Annotated in this window: 16 protein-coding genes; 7 read left to right on the top strand and 9 right to left on the bottom strand. The window is 51.9% G+C overall.

Annotated elements, in window-relative coordinates:
- Positions 1-98 precede the first annotated feature (98 nt).
- On the top strand, positions 99-1,064 hold the full coding sequence (locus HG66A1_RS17305; RefSeq protein WP_145186605.1) for an alpha/beta hydrolase: 966 nt from the start codon (positions 99-101) through the stop codon (positions 1,062-1,064).
- An 88-nt stretch (positions 1,065-1,152) separates the two neighbouring features.
- Here the strand turns inward: HG66A1_RS17305 and HG66A1_RS17300 are convergent, their stop codons facing one another.
- On the bottom strand, positions 1,153-2,067 hold the full coding sequence (locus tag HG66A1_RS17300) for a hypothetical protein (protein ID WP_145186602.1): 915 nt from the start codon (positions 2,065-2,067) through the stop codon (positions 1,153-1,155).
- Positions 2,068-2,551: 484 nt separating this feature from the next.
- On the opposite strand from HG66A1_RS17300, the gene HG66A1_RS17295 reads away from it, so the two are divergent.
- Both HG66A1_RS17295 and glgX read left to right on the top strand, forming a co-directional pair.
- Positions 2,552-3,121, top strand: a complete 570-nt coding sequence (locus HG66A1_RS17295) for a hypothetical protein (protein WP_145186599.1) — start codon at positions 2,552-2,554, stop codon at positions 3,119-3,121.
- 557 nt (positions 3,122-3,678) lie between these two features.
- A complete protein-coding gene (gene glgX, locus HG66A1_RS17290) occupies positions 3,679-5,730 on the top strand; it encodes a glycogen debranching protein GlgX (protein ID WP_232106599.1) in 2,052 nt (683 codons plus the stop codon).
- 20 nt (positions 5,731-5,750) lie between these two features.
- Here glgX and HG66A1_RS17285 read toward each other — a convergent pair whose 3' ends face one another.
- Positions 5,751-6,524 carry an undecaprenyl-diphosphate phosphatase gene (locus HG66A1_RS17285; protein ID WP_145186593.1) on the bottom strand — a complete coding sequence of 258 codons (774 nt, stop codon included), beginning with the start codon at positions 6,522-6,524 and terminating at the stop codon, positions 5,751-5,753.
- Positions 6,525-6,869: 345 nt separating this feature from the next.
- On the opposite strand from HG66A1_RS17285, the gene HG66A1_RS17280 reads away from it, so the two are divergent.
- Positions 6,870-7,271 carry a thioredoxin family protein gene (locus HG66A1_RS17280; RefSeq protein ID WP_145186590.1) on the top strand — a complete coding sequence of 134 codons (402 nt, stop codon included), beginning with the start codon at positions 6,870-6,872 and terminating at the stop codon, positions 7,269-7,271.
- A 2-nt stretch (positions 7,272-7,273) separates the two neighbouring features.
- Here the strand turns inward: HG66A1_RS17280 and HG66A1_RS17275 are convergent, their stop codons facing one another.
- Positions 7,274-9,118: a GTPase gene (locus tag HG66A1_RS17275; protein ID WP_145186586.1), complete on the bottom strand. Its 1,845-nt coding sequence runs from the start codon at positions 9,116-9,118 to the stop codon at positions 7,274-7,276.
- Positions 9,119-9,162: 44 nt separating this feature from the next.
- Positions 9,163-11,067 carry a GTPase gene (locus tag HG66A1_RS17270; RefSeq protein ID WP_145186583.1) on the bottom strand — a complete coding sequence of 635 codons (1,905 nt, stop codon included), beginning with the start codon at positions 11,065-11,067 and terminating at the stop codon, positions 9,163-9,165.
- A gap of 376 nt (positions 11,068-11,443) precedes the next feature.
- Between HG66A1_RS17270 and rpsB the strand changes: the two genes are divergently transcribed.
- The 3 genes from rpsB to pyrH all read left to right on the top strand — a co-directional run bounded on the left by rpsB (position 11,444) and on the right by pyrH (position 14,058).
- Positions 11,444-12,196 carry a 30S ribosomal protein S2 gene (gene rpsB, locus HG66A1_RS17265; protein ID WP_145041690.1) on the top strand — a complete coding sequence of 251 codons (753 nt, stop codon included), beginning with the start codon at positions 11,444-11,446 and terminating at the stop codon, positions 12,194-12,196.
- A gap of 148 nt (positions 12,197-12,344) precedes the next feature.
- Positions 12,345-13,181 (top strand): translation elongation factor Ts, encoded by an 837-nt coding sequence (tsf, locus tag HG66A1_RS17260; protein ID WP_145186580.1) that lies wholly within the window; start codon positions 12,345-12,347, stop codon positions 13,179-13,181.
- Positions 13,182-13,293: 112 nt separating this feature from the next.
- Positions 13,294-14,058, top strand: coding sequence for a UMP kinase (gene pyrH, locus HG66A1_RS17255; RefSeq protein WP_145041688.1), 765 nt, complete (start codon positions 13,294-13,296; stop codon positions 14,056-14,058).
- Between the two features lie 30 nt (positions 14,059-14,088).
- Here the strand turns inward: pyrH and HG66A1_RS17250 are convergent, their stop codons facing one another.
- From HG66A1_RS17250 to HG66A1_RS17230, 5 genes are all read right to left on the bottom strand, one after another.
- Positions 14,089-14,868: a class I SAM-dependent methyltransferase gene (locus tag HG66A1_RS17250; protein ID WP_145186577.1), complete on the bottom strand. Its 780-nt coding sequence runs from the start codon at positions 14,866-14,868 to the stop codon at positions 14,089-14,091.
- Between the two features lie 135 nt (positions 14,869-15,003).
- Positions 15,004-15,480 carry a hypothetical protein gene (locus HG66A1_RS17245; protein ID WP_145186574.1) on the bottom strand — a complete coding sequence of 159 codons (477 nt, stop codon included), beginning with the start codon at positions 15,478-15,480 and terminating at the stop codon, positions 15,004-15,006.
- Between the two features lie 295 nt (positions 15,481-15,775).
- A complete protein-coding gene (locus tag HG66A1_RS17240; RefSeq protein WP_232106598.1) occupies positions 15,776-16,678 on the bottom strand; it encodes a hypothetical protein in 903 nt (300 codons plus the stop codon).
- A gap of 54 nt (positions 16,679-16,732) precedes the next feature.
- Complete coding sequence (ruvX, locus tag HG66A1_RS17235) at positions 16,733-17,221, bottom strand: Holliday junction resolvase RuvX (protein WP_145186571.1); 489 nt, start codon at positions 17,219-17,221, stop codon at positions 16,733-16,735.
- On the bottom strand, positions 17,205-18,284 hold the full coding sequence (locus tag HG66A1_RS17230; protein WP_145186568.1) for a mannose-1-phosphate guanylyltransferase: 1,080 nt from the start codon (positions 18,282-18,284) through the stop codon (positions 17,205-17,207). Before HG66A1_RS17230 ends, ruvX begins: the two co-directional genes overlap by 17 nt.
- Between the last annotated feature and the right edge of the window lie 45 nt (positions 18,285-18,329).

Genomic DNA, 18,329 nt, shown 5'->3' with positions numbered 1-18,329 from the left:
TTGAATAAGAACCTGTCTTTTGAATCGCGAGAACAACTGTTTACGTTCAGTTTACAGTTACAACAAGATAATTCCAACGCCGAGGGGGTCCTGTGAGAATGTCATTCGTCAGCATGCAAAATGGTCAATGGAAGCGTTCGCTCTTTACGTTTCTCTCAATGGTACTCCTGACTTCCAGTGCAGTGTTCGCTCAGAGTAAGGATGTGAAAGGCCCTCCGAAGCCGCAGGAGTTGACCCTGTCTTCGCAGGGAGGCTGGCCGATTGCGATTACTTATTATGAATCGAGTAACGCAGCGGATTCACCGGTCGTCGTTCTGTTGCACGGTAAGGGGGGCAGCAAGCGGGCCTGGGATAACGGGTTTGCCCCGGTCCTGCAGAAGAATGGCTACGCGGTTGTGTCTGTCGACCTGCGTAAACATGGAAAGAGCCAGCCGAACGCTCCCGGTGGTGGTAACCAGAATCAGAAGGGGGGCAGAGGGGATAATCTTTCTGCACTGGATTACAAAGCGATGGTTGTGTTCGACATGGAAACCATCTGGAAATTTCTGTTCGACGAACACCAGAAAAAGCACCTCAATATGCAGAAGACAGCCATCATTGCTTCTGATATGAGTGTACCGATTGCTTTGAACTACGCGTTACTGGACTGGGGCAAAGTACCCTATGATGACGCCCCCGTGCTGGCAGCTAAGACTCCCAAAGGTCAGACCGTACGGGCACTGGTGCTGATTTCTCCTGAATCCCGCGTCAAAGGGCTGACTTCTTCACAACCTTCCGTGAGTTTGAAAGAACCTGTTTTCGGTATCAGTTTTTTTGTCTGCAGCAGTTCAGGTGATTCTTACGATCGTAATTATACTGAGAAGCTCTTTTCGCAACTGACCTCGGCTGCAAATTCCAAGGGGAGAATGTACAAGGAGTCTTACCCCGGAAAGCTGAGAGGTACTGACATGCTGGGGAAACGGCTGGGACTGGAAGTCGATATTCTCAAGTTCCTGGATGCCCACCTGAAAAAACTTCCCGGCGACTGGTCGGATCGTCGTCCCCGGTATGACCGAGATGAGTAGAGATTGAGCAGAGACGCAGGTCTAGGGAGAAATCTCCGACCACAATTTAATGTTCAACCAGATAGAGATGTTCCCAGGCTGCCTGTCTTCAGGCAGCCTTTTTTTGTGGGAGCGGAAGCACTTCGGTTTCTGAATCTTCATCCAGTGAATTGAGCGCGATTCGCTCTGAGAGCAGTGCCATCTCGGCTCGAATCGCTTCCATTTCGTGCTCTTTTTCGATGAGCAGTTCTTCCAGCCGGGCGATCCGTTTTTCCGGGTTGCGATGCAGGAACCGGTTCACGATTTCCAGTATCAGCAGTGCCCGGTAGAGCTTCATCACCAGGCTTTTCAGGCGGAAGATCCGTGCAGAGCGTGCAAGTTGCTGAAGTCGCAGCAGTTTACTGGTGGTCGTGAAAAATTTCAGAAACGCGACCATGGGCAGGCAGATGACTGCCAGATCGATCCAGTGTTTACGGCAATAATCCAGTCTTTTCTGCACGATGGAAATCATGATAATGAATTCCAGCGTGAAGGCGAACCAGATGAAACCGGTGGCGATCGCTGTCAGGTCGGCCAGCATGGGGCTGGCCTGGATCTGTTCCGACCAGTAGTGTTCGGCGGCAAACAGTGGTAAGACGAGCAGCGCGATTAACAGCATGGGGGCGGAAAACGTTTTGCTAACCCGTTTGCAGAACTGTTTATCAACTTCGCTCCAGGCGAGGAGCGGAAACCAGATCGCACGACCGCTCATCTGGTCGCGGGCTGTAATGCGGAGAGGAGGGATCAGGCAGTAGAGCAGATTCAGTTTCCAGCGGGGACTTCCCAGTGCGAGGTGCACCATGGCTTCGATCATGAAGCAGGGGTAGAGCAGGAACAGACTCCACTCGCAGATTAAGAGTGGGATTCCCTCTGACTCCAGATTCTTCAGGTGCAGAAAGCCGGCGAAAAAGGCCAGGAACAGAATTGAAACCGTAAACATGGGAGCGGCTGCAAACTGATCGACTTTTTTGGTGTACCGGTTCATCGTGTAAATCGCTCTGACAGATAGAACAATGGCTGGTGAATTTCGTGAGGGGAAGCGGCTTTATATTGGATATCGGCAGAAGCGCCTATTCAGAATAATCCGAGCAGGCCTCATCCTGATTTGAGGTGCAAAATCAAAATGATAACATTCGATTCAAGTTTCAGTTCGAATATATACTGGTCAGGTAGATTAGATTGCATCTGATGCCGTCAAAGTTTGCGCAGTTGAAGAATGGGTCCTGTGTATCAGTCTGATTTGTAGATGTGGTATCGTAAATGTTACATTTTGAGGTGCCTGGGTGTTGCGTAAATGATATTTTTGTTTTGTGGGTAAATGTTGTAAGTGTCTGCTATTGTTTATGATGGGTGTTGTATTGTCTGTTGGTGTAAGATGAATGGCACGGCGAATGCATTAGTGGAGAGTCACCACGAGGTGGTTTAAATGACATCAGTTTAATGACTTTCACGAATGTGGAGAAATCGCAATGAAACGTTTATTTCCAACGCTTGCAGTTTGCCTGGCAGCCATGGTTATGGTCTCTGAAAAATCTGAAGCAGCCGAGTTCAGCAACACCAGTCTGACTCAGCCGGTACAGACCGCTTACAATCCTTCTCAGCCGGGCAGTGGTGTGGTCGATGTTCTGACTTTTCCGTTCCGGGCTCTGTCAGCACCATTCCAGTCACAGCCCCGCCAGGTGGCTTACCAGCCTTACTACGGTTCGGCTAACTACGGTAACACCAACTGCGCCAACGGCCGATGCTATACAGGCTCAGGTTACAGCAGTTCCTGTACGACCGGTAACTGTCCTACTGGAAGCTGTGCGACCGGGAATTGTGGAACTGGTTTTAACAACTGCCCCGGTGGTAACTGTGGGATTTCACAGTATCGTTACCCTGTGCAGAGTTACCCCAGCTATAACGCTCCCAGCTATAACACTCCCAACTGGAATAGCCGTCCCCAGTACCAGACTTACCGTCCGGTAGCTCAGCCCGTCTATCGTAGTGCGGTACCTGTGTCGACCAATTCCATTCGAAATGATCCGTTTTTTCCTTAAGCGGCCGGTGTGATTGATGTAAACCAGGTTCCTAACTACAGGATAGACAATGTGGTTAAGTAAAAACTGAGCTGCGGGGGACTCTCGCAGCTCAGTTCTCTTTTGTGAAACAGGTTTCGCTGAAAATATTCTGGGGAAACCTGTTTTGACTGTTAAAATGACTGCAACTGACAAACAATTTATATGTAAACTGAGTATTAATGGAACGGGAGATAAAACTTCTGTTATTTCGAAGTTAATTTGAAGATGTGATGGATTCCCCGGTTCACCGCAGGAATTGCAAAAAGGGATGATCATTCTCCTGGATGACGTCGAAAGTATATTAAGTGAAGATATTCTGGTTAGGTATTTCAGCAGGGACTCGTATTCACAATCTGGTTTCTGCTGTTAAGATAGAGATAAATAACTGTGTTGGACTGAGAGCAATGGTTGCTGTTCTGGCACTCGGGAGAGCAACTCAAAGCTTTTCAGACATCGGAATCAACACAGTGCAAGTGAGGATCAGGTAATAAATGGGTCGCGAATTGGTACACTCACTCAGCTCCCCGATACATTCAATGCATACTTTTTCCTACGGAGCGATTCCGCAGGATAACGGGGTTCTGTTTTCTGTCTATAGCCGTTCGGCCACTGCCATGTGGCTGCTGTTGTACAACCATGTCGATGACACGGAGCCCTCCGAAGTCATCCGCTTCAATCAGGAATATGGGCGACTGGGAGATATCTGGACTGCGTTCATTTCCGGTATCGGTCCGGGGCAGCTGTATCACTTCCAGGCCGACGGTCCCTATCAGCCGGAAATCGGACAGCGATTTGATAAGCGGGCTCGTCTGATTGATCCTTACGCCAAGGCGCTGGCTGGTAATTTCCAGCCATCACCCGACGGCATTGTGCGGCCACCGAAATGTGTAGTCGTCGATGATCAGTTCGACTGGCAGGGAGACCGCCATGTACGGCACCATCTGGCAGACACGGTCGTGTATGAGATGCACGTTCGCGGCTTCACCAATTCAGACAGCAGTGAAGTCGACCATCCCGGGACATACCTGGGTGTGATTGAGAAAATTCCTTACCTGATTGATCTTGGCGTGACGGCCGTCGAACTGATGCCGATCCACGAATTCCCGATGAATGAAGCTGACGGCACTTTCACCGATCATCAGAACTACTGGGGCTACGAGACACTGGCCTTCTTTGCACCGCACCGAGGGTACGCCACCAGTCGAGAACCGGGCGCGCAGGTGCGTGAGTTCAAGGAGATGGTGCGGGCACTGCACGAGGCGGGGATCGAGGTCATTCTGGACGTGGTATTTAATCATACTGCGGAAGGAAATGAGAACGGCCCGACTCTGTCTTTCCGCGGACTGGAAAACCAGGTGTATTACCATCTGGAGCAGGGCGGAAAGTACTACTCTAACTACTCCGGTTGTGGAAACGCGATCAACGGGAATCACCCGGTTGTCCGCGAGATGATCTTCCACTGCCTGCGTCACTGGACCTGTAATTATCACATTGATGGCTTCCGATTCGACCTCGCTTCCATTCTAAGCCGTGACCGCAGCGGGCATCTGGTTCCGAATCCCCCGTTGGTTGAGGCGATCGCCGAAGATCCGCTACTGGCAGATACCAAGCTGATCGCAGAAGCCTGGGACGCCGCTGGCGCCTACCAGGTCGGATCGTTCTCGCATATCCGCTGGGCGGAGTGGAATGGCCGTTATCGTGATGACATCCGACGCTTCTGGCGGGGCGATGTGCCTTCACTGGGCGACTATGCGACCCGTATCTCCGGATCGAGCGATCTGTATCAGAAAACAGGACGCGAGCCGTTTCATGGCGTGAACTTCATCACAGCGCACGACGGTTTCACACTGAATGACCTGGTGAGCTACGAGCATAAGCACAACTATGCGAACCGCGAAGACAATCGTGATGGTGAAAACAACAACATCAGCATGAATTTCGGCGTGGAAGGTCCCACGGATGATCCTGCGATCAATGCGATGCGGGAACGTCAGATCAAAAACTTCCTCGCGACTCTCTTTCTGAGTCAGGGCGTGCCCATGCTGCTTTCCGGCGATGAATGTCGTCGAACACAGCGGGGGAATAATAACACTTACTGTCAGGATAACGAAATTTCCTGGTTCGACTGGTCACTGGTCGACAAGCATCGTGGCCTGTATCGTTTCTGTAAGGAGTTGATCCACTTCCGTCTGAATGAGCCTACGCTCCGACAGCGGAACTTCCTGACTGGTCAATCCGATGGTGTGGAGAAGCTGCCAGATGTCAGCTGGTACAACGTCATGGGAGAGCCGGTCAATTGGGAACACGACAGGAATTGCCTGATGTGTATTCTGGGGGCGAAGCACTCCTCACGACGCATCAAGGATGGCTCGGATCTGATGATCATGGTCAATACATCGCCCGATCCTCAGGCATTTGAGCTGCCGGACGGTATCAAGCCAAAGGCCTGGAGTCTGGTCATCGACACTTCGGCCCGGTCTCCACTGGATATCTTCCCGAAGCGGGACGGAACGACGCTCTTCCCGCGCGTGGCGGTACTGCCGCCTCGCTCGCTGAAGTGCTATACGCGTAAAGTGGGACGCAGGTGAGATTCGCGTACTCCGCCTGACTACTGTTGCATGAGCTGGATAATCACAATGATGATTCCCAGCGGGATGCACCAGTAGGCGAAGTAGTGTAGCTTGCCTTTCTCCAGCCAGCGTACGAGCAGCCAGAGAGCGACGATTCCAACCACTGCTGAAATGACGGCCCCTGCAGCCAGCAGGCTCAGGGGAGTGGTCAGGTCCTTGTTGGAGATAATCTCCGCAGTTTCCAGGATGGTCGCTCCCGAAATAGCCGGGATCGCCAGCAGGAAAGAAAAGGTTGCCGCCGACTGTCGCGAAAGTCCCATCAGCAGCCCAGCCACAATGGTGCTGCCGCTGCGTGAGATACCGGGAAGTATCGCAAATGCCTGTGCGAAACCGATCAGCAGCGCCTGTTTGTAGGTGATCTCGGTGTAGCTCTTTTCAGTCTCTGGGATGCGGGGAATCATCAATAGAAACAGGCCAGTGATGGGCAGCATGCAGCCCGCCAGCAGTGAGCTCTCCAGATAATGCTCGGCGAATTTTTTCGCGGCCAGGCCAATCACGACGACCGGCAGCGTGCCAACGATTAAGAGGGGGATGACGCGCATGTCCTGGCTGAGCAGTCGAAAGATCGTCCGTCGGTAGAAAATCAGAATCGAGAGTAGCGTGCCTGCGTGCAGGACGATATTTACGTCGGTCTGGTCTGACTGGATCTCCATAAAACTTTCGACGATGACCAGGTGTCCAGAAGAGCTGACGGGCAGGAATTCGGTGATCCCCTGAATGATCGACAGCAGGAACATTTTCAACCAGGTCATGAGTGTGTCTTTTCAATCGAGTAAGAGGCTGGAGAGGCTGGAGTAGTGCAGGCAGCGTATTGGAACCGATTTACGTTGTTTTATCCAAGACCAATCTACGTCGAGAAATCGTCTGTAGAGCCGAGGGTGTAAGTCTTTTGTATGGTGAATCTTAGGGTGTTGTGCTAGGGGGCGGCGTAAGTAGGAATCTCTAGAAAGAGTCAAAAAAACTCTATAACCGGGAATCGGAATCTTGTCAATTTGAGTCGACTTTAACGGTTGAACCGGTTAGTTCGACCCGCTATTGTGGTCGGCTATTGTTAACGACGTTTCGAAATGACTCTTTTCAAATTGTAACGGATCACAATGAATACGCTTATTCCAGCAACAATGGTGCTGTCGCTTTCTCTGGCACCAATGCAGGCCGTGGAAGTGCCTGCCATTCCTGAAAACGTAGTCAAATTATTTCAAGTAGAAGAAGATGTTTCTAATCATCAGATTCTTCTGTTTACTGCCAGCTGGTGTCCAGCCTGTGTGCAGATGAAGAATAACGAATTTCCCGCACTGCGAGACAAGAACTGGGAAATCGGCGAAAGTCAATCCAGCCACATTCGCGTGATTGACGTGGATCAACATCCGGGACTCACAGATAAGTACAATGTGCAGTCGCTGCCCACACTCATTCTGGTTGTCGATGGCAAAGAAGTCAGCCGCTCCGGTTCACTGAATGCCTACAGCATCGCTGAGATGTTCTACAATCGCAAATAAGCTCACTGTGAGCTGAGATGTGACGCTCCCGAGCCGGCTTTTCCGGTCGGCTCATTCACTTTCCAGGCACCCAGGATCCGGGAAGAAGCGATTTCCGTCCGCAGGTGATGGACCTCGCCCCCCATGCGTACCAGGGAGTGCTGCAGGCTGTGAACCTGGCGGCATTCCTGCTCGAGATGTGGAAACAGTCCGTGTGACAGTTTCGCCTGGGCAAGTTCATCCGAAAGCTGGTTGATCTCCTGTTCCAGCCCGCGTTTGAGTTTGCGCGTGAACATCATCACCAGGAAGCCGGTCCAGATCAGGAAAATGACGCCAGCGGTCACGTAGAAATCAATGGGCAGAATTTGGGATTCATTGAAAAAGGAATCCATGAAGAAGTTCCTGCCGATGCGGACCAGGGCATAAATCACGAATGTCAGAAACAGGCTTTCGTAAACCAGTCGCGTGAACCAGCCCGAATTTTTGCGCGCCAGTTTACCGATGATGCCATCGATTTTCGTGCCGGCATCACTGAGGAATTCTTCTTCGACGTGGGCGGCTTCAGTCTGCAGTCGTTCCAGCGAGTCGGTCAACTGTGGCTGGTTCTCCAGGCCGGCTGCCTGGGTGTAGCCATCAATCAGCAACTGAGATTCGCGTAAGGTATTGTCATCCAGACCAAAGGAGCCGATGCGTTTCAGTCGATCTTCGGCGGCCTGTTCTTTGTGACGATCCCCGAGCCAGCGTGCTCCCTGCAGAGCGCCAATCAGCGCGACCTGAGCTGAGTTACGGGCGCGGAACAGGCTGGCGGATGCGATCAGATTTCCCAGTCCATTATAAAGCCGGAGCATCATTGCAAAGGGACTCGCCCCCCAGGAATCAGAAATGCTGGAGAGCAGTCTGCGTTCCCACAGATTGCGGCTGATCAGGAGTTCCGAGCGAAGTTCCTGCGACATCTGGGTTGTGAGCGTCACGTGCTGCTGTTTTAAAAACGATTCCAGTTCGCGGAGTTCCGGGAGGTTTTGCTCGAACTTCTGCGCACAGTGATCGATGGCATGTTGAATCAGTTCCAGCAGATTGGCTCGACGAACCTGCAGGCGTTCGGACTTGCCGAGTTGCGTACTGAGAATATTCTGCAGGCTGGCAAATTCCGGATCGACGGGACGGTCTGCGAGCTGGTCTTCCAGGGCACGAACCGAATCGACAAAGTAGATTTCAGGAACTTCAAACTGTTGCGAGAGCTGTTCCCGCCAGTCGTCACGGATATCCTCATCCAGGCCAGCGTGGGTCTGGACGAAAATCAAGCGACGTCCAACAGCCGCCTCGCGTAATTCGTCCGAAACGCGTGCAGAACGATATTTCTGCTGCGTCGAGGCATATAGCAGAATGTCGCAGAGTGGAATGATGTGCTGCAACCGGGTGAGATTGTTCTCTCCCTCGCTCTCTTCTGACGTGTCTGGGTCCGGGCAATCGATCAAGATGATGTTTCGCAATTGATCCAGGGGTTTCTGTTCCACCTGAAACTGGCTCAGATCGAGTCCCAGGCGGTCCAGGTCGGTGTCGGGGTGTGCGATCAGAACCGGTTGAGTTGTGGTTGGACGCTGGCGGCCAGAGGTTGTGCAGTAAGAGCCAACCAGGGCGTTGACCAGACTGCTTTTTCCGGTTCCGGTTCCGCCAAATGTGGCGATCACCAGCGGGGATTCCAGTCGGACCCGGAGCATGTCCAGACGGGGAAGCAGCTGTTGGATAACGGCCTGACACTGCTGTGCCGTCCTCCAGCCGGTGGGCTTCTGGCTCCAGTTCGTGAGTTGCTGGATTAATCCATCCACGGCTGCCAGCATTTCTATCTGTGCAATTTCCGACGTAGGCATAAGTCACGAAGTCCTGTGTCAAATTCACTTTCACGAGGTCAGGGTCAGAGGGAGACCTGCAGTTGTTTCAGTTCCGTTTCCAGTTGAGCTGTCAGCTTCTGGACCGCCTGGTAAGTTTCACTCTCAGGTAGAGAGACTGCCGATTTTAACTCTTCGGGTAATGTCTTCAGCAAGTGTTCGCGAATCGCGGTCGCCAGCCATTCCGTCCGTTTCTGAGCAAAGACTGCATGGAATCTGCGAAACTTGGCTTCCAGGTAGCCCATGCCTGTCGCTGCGGTACTGCTGACTGCGGTCTCACCGAACGTGGTTGTTGCTGCACCGCCGGCAACATCGCCGGTGACGTTGACCACGGATTGAATCATGGTATCGGTCACAAGTTGTGTGCCCACATCACCCACTGCTCCAAAACCGACAAAGAACAGGCCGACGCTTAGAGCGGGACGACCAACGGCCGCCACGCGATCCAGTTGCTTAAGGAATGTGTAGTACTGGGGGCTCTCATCTTTGAAGAACGTCATTTCCCGGTCGACGAGTTCTTCGAGCTGGCCATTGAAATCAAAGGCCGCGTGTTCCTGATGCAGAATTTTGAGCAGCTCTTCACGGGAAGTTCCTCGGAGCAGCGACTTCAGGCGACTGGTGAGCAGTTCATTTCCCAGCTCACTGACCAGGGTCAGTCGGTCGTATATGCCCTCCACTGTCTGCAGGACCACTGACCACTCCTGCTCGCGGTACTGTTCCATGGGGGGACGTTTCTCCTCGGTGGTTAACGAGTGCAGGTAGCGGACAGGCCAGAGAACCCCTTTGCCAATCGCGTTGTAGAAGCCGTGCACATGAGCGGACCAGCCTTCCCGCTGTTCCTGCCACCACTTGCGAATGGAATGCACGATGACGGTGTTAGGAACCAGCGGCCAGTTGTCAATCTCGGCCAGTTCATGTTCTGAGAGCAACTGGGAAGCTGCGAGAAATTCCTGGCTCCGCGTTTTGATTTCCCGCAGATATGCAGGCACGCCAGTCTCCTGATTACTCAGGTAATACAGAGCCCCCTTGAGAGTGCGGACTTTGATTTCATCGAAATGCAGTTCTGAGAGAACCTGCATCAGGTTGAGGGCGGAATCGGTATCGGGCGTTTCCGCAGTTAATGAGTCGTCGCTGTTTTCTGGGGCCGGCTCGAACACGCGGCGATAAAAGGGGAGCTGCAGATTGTTGGCAGCCTGTCGGTCATTAGGGGCGATGAAAACAAGCTCAGGATTCACGCCTGTTTCCTGGCAGAAGGTGTTCAACCAGAGCGGCCAGTATTCTTCGTCTTCGGGAAGCTGGCATTGGTTGAATACCGTAATGATGACTTTCTCTTCCCGCGCGGCTTCGCGGAAGAACTGTTTGACGGCAGCGTCGTTATATTTCTGTTGCGTGAGGACAGCGACCAGAACGTCGGCTGACTGGCGGATCCGTTCGGCCCGTTCCCAGTTGACTTCGGCGTCGCTGTCGATGTCGGGCGTGTCCAGCACCAGTAGATTGGGGGCCAGGCTCCCGCATTCCTGCCAGAACAGCAGGTGCTGTTCATCAGTTCTCAGTGGATCCTCTGCTGACGACCAGGGGATCAGTTCAAACCCCTGGAAGACTTTTGACAGATTATGCCGGTCTTCAAAGCCCGTGGGGACCAGGCAGACCGGGTGTTTCGTCTGAGAGGCCAGGGGGCTGATGGCACTGGATTGCTGGTTCACCAGATGGTTGAAGATCACACTTTTGCCGATATTGGTGCCGCCAACAATAGCCGCTACCAGGTAGATCTGGTCAGACAGCTGGGGAATCAGTTTCCGCTCCAGGATTTCAAACCATTCACGACCTTCCAGGCCGGGGAGCTCCAGTTGAGCGGACTGCTGTTCCAGGGCGCGTAAAGAGTCCCTGAGTTCCTGGGTTGTGGTGGAAAATGTATGCAGGGTAGATGACATGTTTGCTTTTCAATCGAGTCGCTGTGGAATGCCTTATTCCTGTATAGAGATACATTCGCAACAGTTGACAGATTCTTAACTTAAACCGGCTTTTCTGGAGTATATCGACTCGAGGCATTCAGGATGAGCCCAACTTCTTAGAACGCCAGCTTCAAATTCGATTCAATTCACTGAATTAACGGTCGCATGGTTTGACGGGCGCGAATAACTCAGATAGGATCCATCCATTCGCACTCAGCGGTGTTGTCAGCTCAGAGTGCGCTTAATGATCTGGAATGCCATGACAGACGCCTTCATTAGATAAGTCTAATGATTGTATTCATTTAAGAACGTGACCCCTGGCAGGTCATGTGCCCTTTACATTAGGAGTTCAAAGATGTCGGAATTAGTCGTTAAAGATATTCTCGAAGCGGGTGTTCACTACGGTCACAAGACCAGCCGTTGGAACCCCAAAATGCGTCCTTACATTTACGGACGTCGTAACCAGATTCACATCATCGACCTGAAAGAGACTGTCCGCGGCATTCTGCGTGGTAAAAAGTATCTGGAACGGGTCGCTTCACAGGGCAGCCTGATTCTCTTCGTCGGAACCAAGAAGCAGGCACAGGGCCCGATTCGCGATGCAGCCAACGCTTGTGGCATGCCTTACGTGACCGAACGCTGGCTGGGTGGCGCTCTGACCAACTTCCGCACCGTTCGTAATCGTCTGAAGCGTCTGGAAGAACTGGAATCACTGGAAGAAACCGGTGAAATCAATTCCTACTCCAAGAAGATGCAGTCGACTCTGATGCGGGAAAAACGCAAGGTTTACCGTAACCTGAATGGTATCCGTACCATGAACCGCCTGCCCGAAGCACTGGTGGTTGTCGACCCAACCAAGGAAAAGAATGCCGTTCACGAAGCCCACATCCTGGGAATCAAAGTTGTTGGCCTGATTGATACCGATTCCGATCCGGATGAAGTCGATCTGCCGATTCCAGGTAACGACGACAGCATTCGTTCCATCCGTCTGGTCATGAATCAGCTGGCTGCAGCTGTTGTTTCTGGTAAAGGCAATCTGCCGGATACCGGTAAAAAAGATGAAGATGAAGGCGGCGAAGAAGAACTGAAGCCGGTACCTTCTCTGTAATTTCGTGTCATTAAGAGACAGTAAGCGTGACTGCTGCTGTTCCGGTTGGTTGACCGGTCGGCAGCAGCACAGTGAATATCAACAATTACATCGGATTAGTATTAAGAGCAATTTCCCAGTGAATTGCTTTCGAAGGAGATGACTGACAATGGCTGAAATTACAGCTGCAGCCGTGAAAGCCTTACGCGAAATGACCGACCTGCCAATGATGGCATGCAAAAAAGCACTGCAGGAAGCTGGTGGCGATCAGGATAAAGCCATCGAAATTCTGCGTGAAGAAGCCGGTAAAATTCAGCTGAAGCGAAGTGATAATGCCACCAGCGAAGGCCGGATTACAGTCCTCTCCAGCGATGATGGTTCTAACACTGTCATGCTGGAAATCGTCTGTGAATCAGCGCCGGTTGCCGGTGGGGAAGACCTGACCAACTTCGCCAACGCCTGTGCCGCACAGCTGTTGGCTAACCCGGAAGTCAACACCGTTGAAGACCTGCTGAAACTCGACTCTGAAAAGACAGCTGGCAAAACTCTCAACGACGACTTCATGGACATGCTGAATAAGATCCGCGAAAAGATCGTCGTTTCTAAAATCGCACGAGCCAAATCTCCCAGTGGCAGCTACGTGCACCATGACGGTAAGACCGGCGTTCTGTTCCAGGCTGCTGGTGAGACTGCAGACGCAGATCTGCTGCGTGGCGTTGCAATGCACATCGCCGCTTTGAAGCCGACAGTTGTTAAAGAAGACGAACTGGATTCTGCTGTTGTTGCAGAAGAGCGGACCCGTCTGGTTGACGAAGCAAAAGCAACAGGCAAGCCGGATAACATCATCGAGAAAATCGTTGATGGCCGGATGAAGACTTTCTTTGTTGAGCAGGGCGTACTGGTTTATCAGCCATTTGCCGTTGATGATTCCAAGACCGTCAGCCAGGCTCTGGCAGAAAAAGGACTGGAAGCTGTTTCATTCACCCGTTGGGCGATTGGCGGCTAATAATATAAACTGAAAGACGCATGCGTGCCCCGGGCGCGCGTGCGTTTTTTTCTACACTGACTGCACTCAATACCTACTTTCAGCAACCTCTCTGACATCGAGGAATCCAAGGATGAACGATTCTCCTGCTCCCCTGTTGAAACCTGCTTACCAGCGTGTTCTGCTCAAATTGAGCGGTGAAGTTTTCTGCCGCGATGGAGAAGGGGGCATCAGCATGTCGGAGCTGGAATCCATTTCCGCACAGATCAAGCGGCTGGTTGACTCCGGAGTGCAACTGGCGATTGTCTGTGGTGGGGGAAACATTCTGCGGGGTAAGCAGTTCTCTTCTTCCAGCGGATCGATCAACCCGGCCACCGCTCATTACATGGGGATGCTGGCAACCGTTATCAACGGTCTGGCACTGCAGGATGCTTTGGAGATGGCTGGAGTGGCAACTCGTCTGCAGACCGCTATCCGCATGGAAGGGGTCGCCGAACCATTTATCCGAAGACGCTGCATCCGTCACCTGGAAAAAGGACGTGTCGTGATTCTGGCTGCTGGAACAGGAAGTCCCTTCGTGACGACCGACACGGCCGCTGCACTGCGTTCGCGTGAAATCGACGCTGATATCCTGCTCAAGGCCACCAAGGTTGATGGCATCTATTCAGACGATCCTGAAAAGAACCCGCATGCCGTTCGTTTCTCGGAAATCAGTTACCAGGACGTGCTGCATAAAAACCTGCAGGTCATGGATGCCCAGGCTCTGCATCACTGCATGGAACACGGCATTCCAATTCTGGTATTCAACTTCCGTAAGACCGGAAACATCGAGAAGGCTGTCGCGGGTGAGAATATCGGTACTCGCGTCATTCCGAACGCAGAAGCCAGCGAAGGTTAATCGCTGCTTGAGCTGAGTTGTAAATGTCGACTATTTCTTTCGCAGAATAAAAACGACATCTTCGGTTCGAGCATCGATTTCGATGGTAAAATCCATCTCATACATGAAGTCGTAGAGCTCGACCACTTCCAGCTCCGGAACTTTGGACAGCAGCTTTTTGAACTGCGGTGCGGTATAGGTGCGGTAGTCCATCGTATCAAACAACTGAAACTGGCGCGACGGCGTGTAAACGTCGAACGTCATTTCGAGGTGTTCGTTCCGCTTTTTCAGATCCGTACAGATCGACTGCATGTGTGAGTTGATCTGCAGATTGCCTCTCCGCGCTGACCAGCTCTCGCTCTGCATGGGTTCCCCTTTGGTGGGGGTCAGATGCAGTCCCAGGATATACAGGCCTCCGGGTTTCAGGGCCTCGGCCACGCATTTCAGATGATTTTCAGCTGCGGCTTCACTGGGCAGATGACGAAAGCTGTTAATCGTGTTGAAAGCAGCATCCACGGGGCGTTTGAGTTTGAAGTCAGACATGTCCCCCAGTTCTGCAGAACGGGGAAAACCGCCGCGTTCCAGGCGATCATTGCAGTATTTGATCGCATGCTGGTTGAGATCATTGCCGGCGACTTTGTAACCAGCCTGGGCCAGTTTAATCAGCAGTCGCCCAGTCCCGCAGGCAGGCTCGAACAGGCTTTTGACTTTGCGTGTGGCATGTTTTTTAAAACAGTTCTGCAGAAAGTCAAATTCCGCTTTCCAGTCATCACCAAAGATCAGATCGTAGTATTTCGGATAGTCATAGAGATGGCCTTCGATGCGTTCCATGATTCTTTCTTGCTGTTCTGAGTCGTAGCCGATGTGTGAGCAATCGCAGTGTCTGCATAATTTGATCAATAAAAAAAGCCTTGAGCAGTCGTTATAGTCTGCTCAAGGCTGATGTTCAACCAGTGCCGGTTTAAATCAGATTTTTAATTTTCTAATCTGAGGAGCACGTGGTCTCTGTTTCGCTTCGACCACGTCGCCGGGGCCATGTACGAAGTCGATCGATGGGTTTTCACCCAGACCAACATAGAGCGACAGAGTGTAGGTTTTGAAGAACCCGTTCCAGGTATATTGTTTCATTTCCTTGCACATGTGAGTGTAGCGGTCAGCAGGCAGAGTGCTGATGCTGGGAGAACCTGAAATGAACGGAGTGATATCAGACATTCTCAGGTCTTTGTTGAGATCGAGCTTAGCAGCCTGGGCTTTCTGCAAAGCAATCTCGGTCTCATGTGCGTAAGTCTGGGCATAAAAATCAAACATCGCCAGACAGAATAAAATCACACCAGCAGACCAGATAATGGTTTTAAAAATTGACTGAAATTGTGTCTGGTGGTGAGCAGTTGTGGATGGATACAGTGGGCGCGCTTCGGGCGCATCAATAGTGATCGTAGACATTTTCGTGAGCCTTTCTAACTGTCCTACATAAGGTGGGTGTAGGTTAAAGGTGGGAAATCAAAGGCATTTCTCAAGTGGTTTTAGGCGGGAACGTGTAACAAAGCTGGGCGGATAGTACCTCCTGAATGTTAATGAGACAAAGTCGATGCGTTAAATTCTCAAGAAACTTTCCAGTTTACCGATCAGTTGCGCCTGATCATGCGATAAGTACAGCTTCGATATGATTATATTAGGTAATCAGGCTGGTCTTTGACAAGTGATAATCAGAAAACCGGGCAAATATCTGGTCTGATGTTTACAGGTTTTTGTTCAGGTCGAGATCATCAAATTTCTTGTCTTTGACCATGAACTGTTTCAAATCGAATTTTCCTTTGAGCTCTGCGTCGATGAGCTGCAGACGCATTTCAATTTTATGCAGCCTCGCTTCTAAGGCGGGGTGAAATACAGGTTTATCCGGTTTGGCCAGGCTGCGGGGAACCTTGGGGTAACCCAGCTGGCGCTGCAAAGCCGCAAACATATACAGAGGATCCCGGTTGTGGTTAGCCTTGGCAATCCGTCCGTCCTGTACGCTGAACAGAATTGGGTACGAAGGCTCAAAGTCCGCGTTCCCCGGGATGCGTTTCTGTTCATCGACAAAATGCTGAGATCTTAAATAGAGTAGATCTGCAAAATCGACCGAGCCCAGCTGGATCTTGAGTTTGCGAATCCATTCCGCCCAGTCGGCGTTGTACTGTGTGTCCTGGGAGATTGCTTCCAGGCCTAGGTGATAGCCCAGCCGGTTACGCGAGATGCATTCAAACTGATAGATAAACAGTCCGGCACTGCTGGAGTTTTCTGAGCGATACTCGGCCTCACGTTCCAGAACCATCAGTGCCGTCTTCTGATCAAACTTGGATTTCTCTTCCTCGGCACTTTTGAGAATGAACGCCTGAAAAGGAGTGAAGTAATGCGAAAGCTTCTGCATTCCGTCGGAGATACGACCGGTGAGCAGTAACTCCCCTTTCAGAAAATCAATCGCCATCGGCAATTTCGTGGTTGCCAGAATTTCTTCGTAAATCGTCGCCAGGATTACTTGTGAAGGGACCGCGTCTTCCAGCCGCTCACGATAGTTACGGAAGAAGTAGACCTGTTCGATGTATTCTTCACGATCCAGGGGCTGGTGTTTCATTAATGACCGTTCGTGTTTCTGATCTGACATGCTTCTGTACCCAAAGAGGTTTCGTCCATTATAGGGAAACAGCGTCGGTGGGAGTCAAAAAGATTCCGGTTTTTGATCGCGATTCGGACTCTCCAGAAACGACTGCAGGATGATCTGAGCGGCCAGTTTATCGAGGTAGGCTTTTCGTTTGTTCCGACTGATGTTCATATTCATCAGGAATTCCTCGGCAGTGGCGGATGAATAACGCTCGTCCCAGTAGCGTACCGGAATCCCGGCAAACTCACTGATCCAGTCGCCAAATCGGCGGGCCTCTTTCGCTTTCTGGCCCTCATCTCCGCTCATGTGAACGGGAAGCCCGACTACCAGTCCCTTGCACTGGTACTCCGTAATGATTTTCTGCAGGTGCTTCTGGTCCTGCTCGACAGACTGCCGCGTATAATTATCCAGCGGGCTCGAAATATTCTGTTCTGCCGTCGAGATCGCAATGCCAACCCGTTTGGTGCCGTAGTCCAGGCCCAGCAATCGGCCCTCCGTGGGGAACTCCGATTCGCCCGTTCCCTCTGTCTCAGAGGTATTGTTCATAACCTCGCTCCTTCAAGGCGTTCACCAGATCTTTGATGGCTGCTTCATCATCTCGCGGGGCGATCAGTGTCGCGTCAGGCGTATGTACAATCAGGGAATTGCTCACACCGAAAGTCGCCACCAGATGATCGTCTGTCGTGCGAATGATGCAGTTCGATGTTTCAATGCCGCAGTGCAGACCCACTACCGTATTTCCCTGCTCATCTGAGGGGAAATACTTCTGCAGCGTACTCCAGTTGCCGACATCGTCCCATTCAAATTCAGCCGGCACGACTGCCAGAGTTGTTTTCGAGTGTTCCAGGACGGCATAGTCGATCGATATGGAGTTCATCGCACTAAACTCGGCTGTGAGAACCGATTCATATTCAGCAGAATCAATGGCGTCTGCAATACGATTCAACGCCTCGTACATTACCGGTTCCCGATGTTTCAGGGATTCCATTATCGTCTTTGCTTTCCAGACGAAGATGCCACAGTTCCAGAGAAATTCACCACTGTCGAGATACTGCTGTGCGGTTTCCAGATCTGGTTTTTCTTTGAAAGCGGCGACCTGCATCGCCGGCCCTGTTTCCTCGTTGATTCTCGTACCCGTCTGAATATATCCGTACCCGGTTGCAGGTGCATTCGGGGGGACTCCAATCAGAACCAGGCGCTCAGGCTCCGCATTCACCAGATTGACTGCATGCTGGATTGTCTGTTGAAAGCCGGACGCGGGATGAATCACATGATCCGAGGAAACCACCAGCATGATCGCTTCGGGATCCTGTTTCAGCAGATGAATGGCAGCCAGCCCGATACAGGGGGCTGTGTTTCGGGGGGCGGGCTCGACCAGAATATGATCCGCCGTCAACTGGGGAAGTTGTTGCTGGATTTCCGGTGCCAGTGTCGCATTGGTGGCGATCCAGGTCTGCTCAGCTTCCGACAGTGGACGACAGCGACCGACGGTCTCCTGGATCATCGTCTCCGCGCCGATCAGACTGAGCAGTTGCTTGGGCATCGCTTTGCGACTCTGGGGCCAGAAACGCGTACCGCTTCCCCCCGCCATGACCACCGTATGCAGCATATTCGTTTCTCCAGATACGAAACCCTGCCAGCTCAGGCTGGCTCC

Origin of the sequence: Gimesia chilikensis, assembly GCF_007744075.1 — a bacterium.
Taxonomy (GTDB): Bacteria; Planctomycetota; Planctomycetia; order Planctomycetales; family Planctomycetaceae; genus Gimesia; species Gimesia chilikensis_A.
The sequence above is the reverse complement of the archived record's forward strand: the minus strand, read 5'-3'. Positions and strand labels throughout refer to the sequence as shown.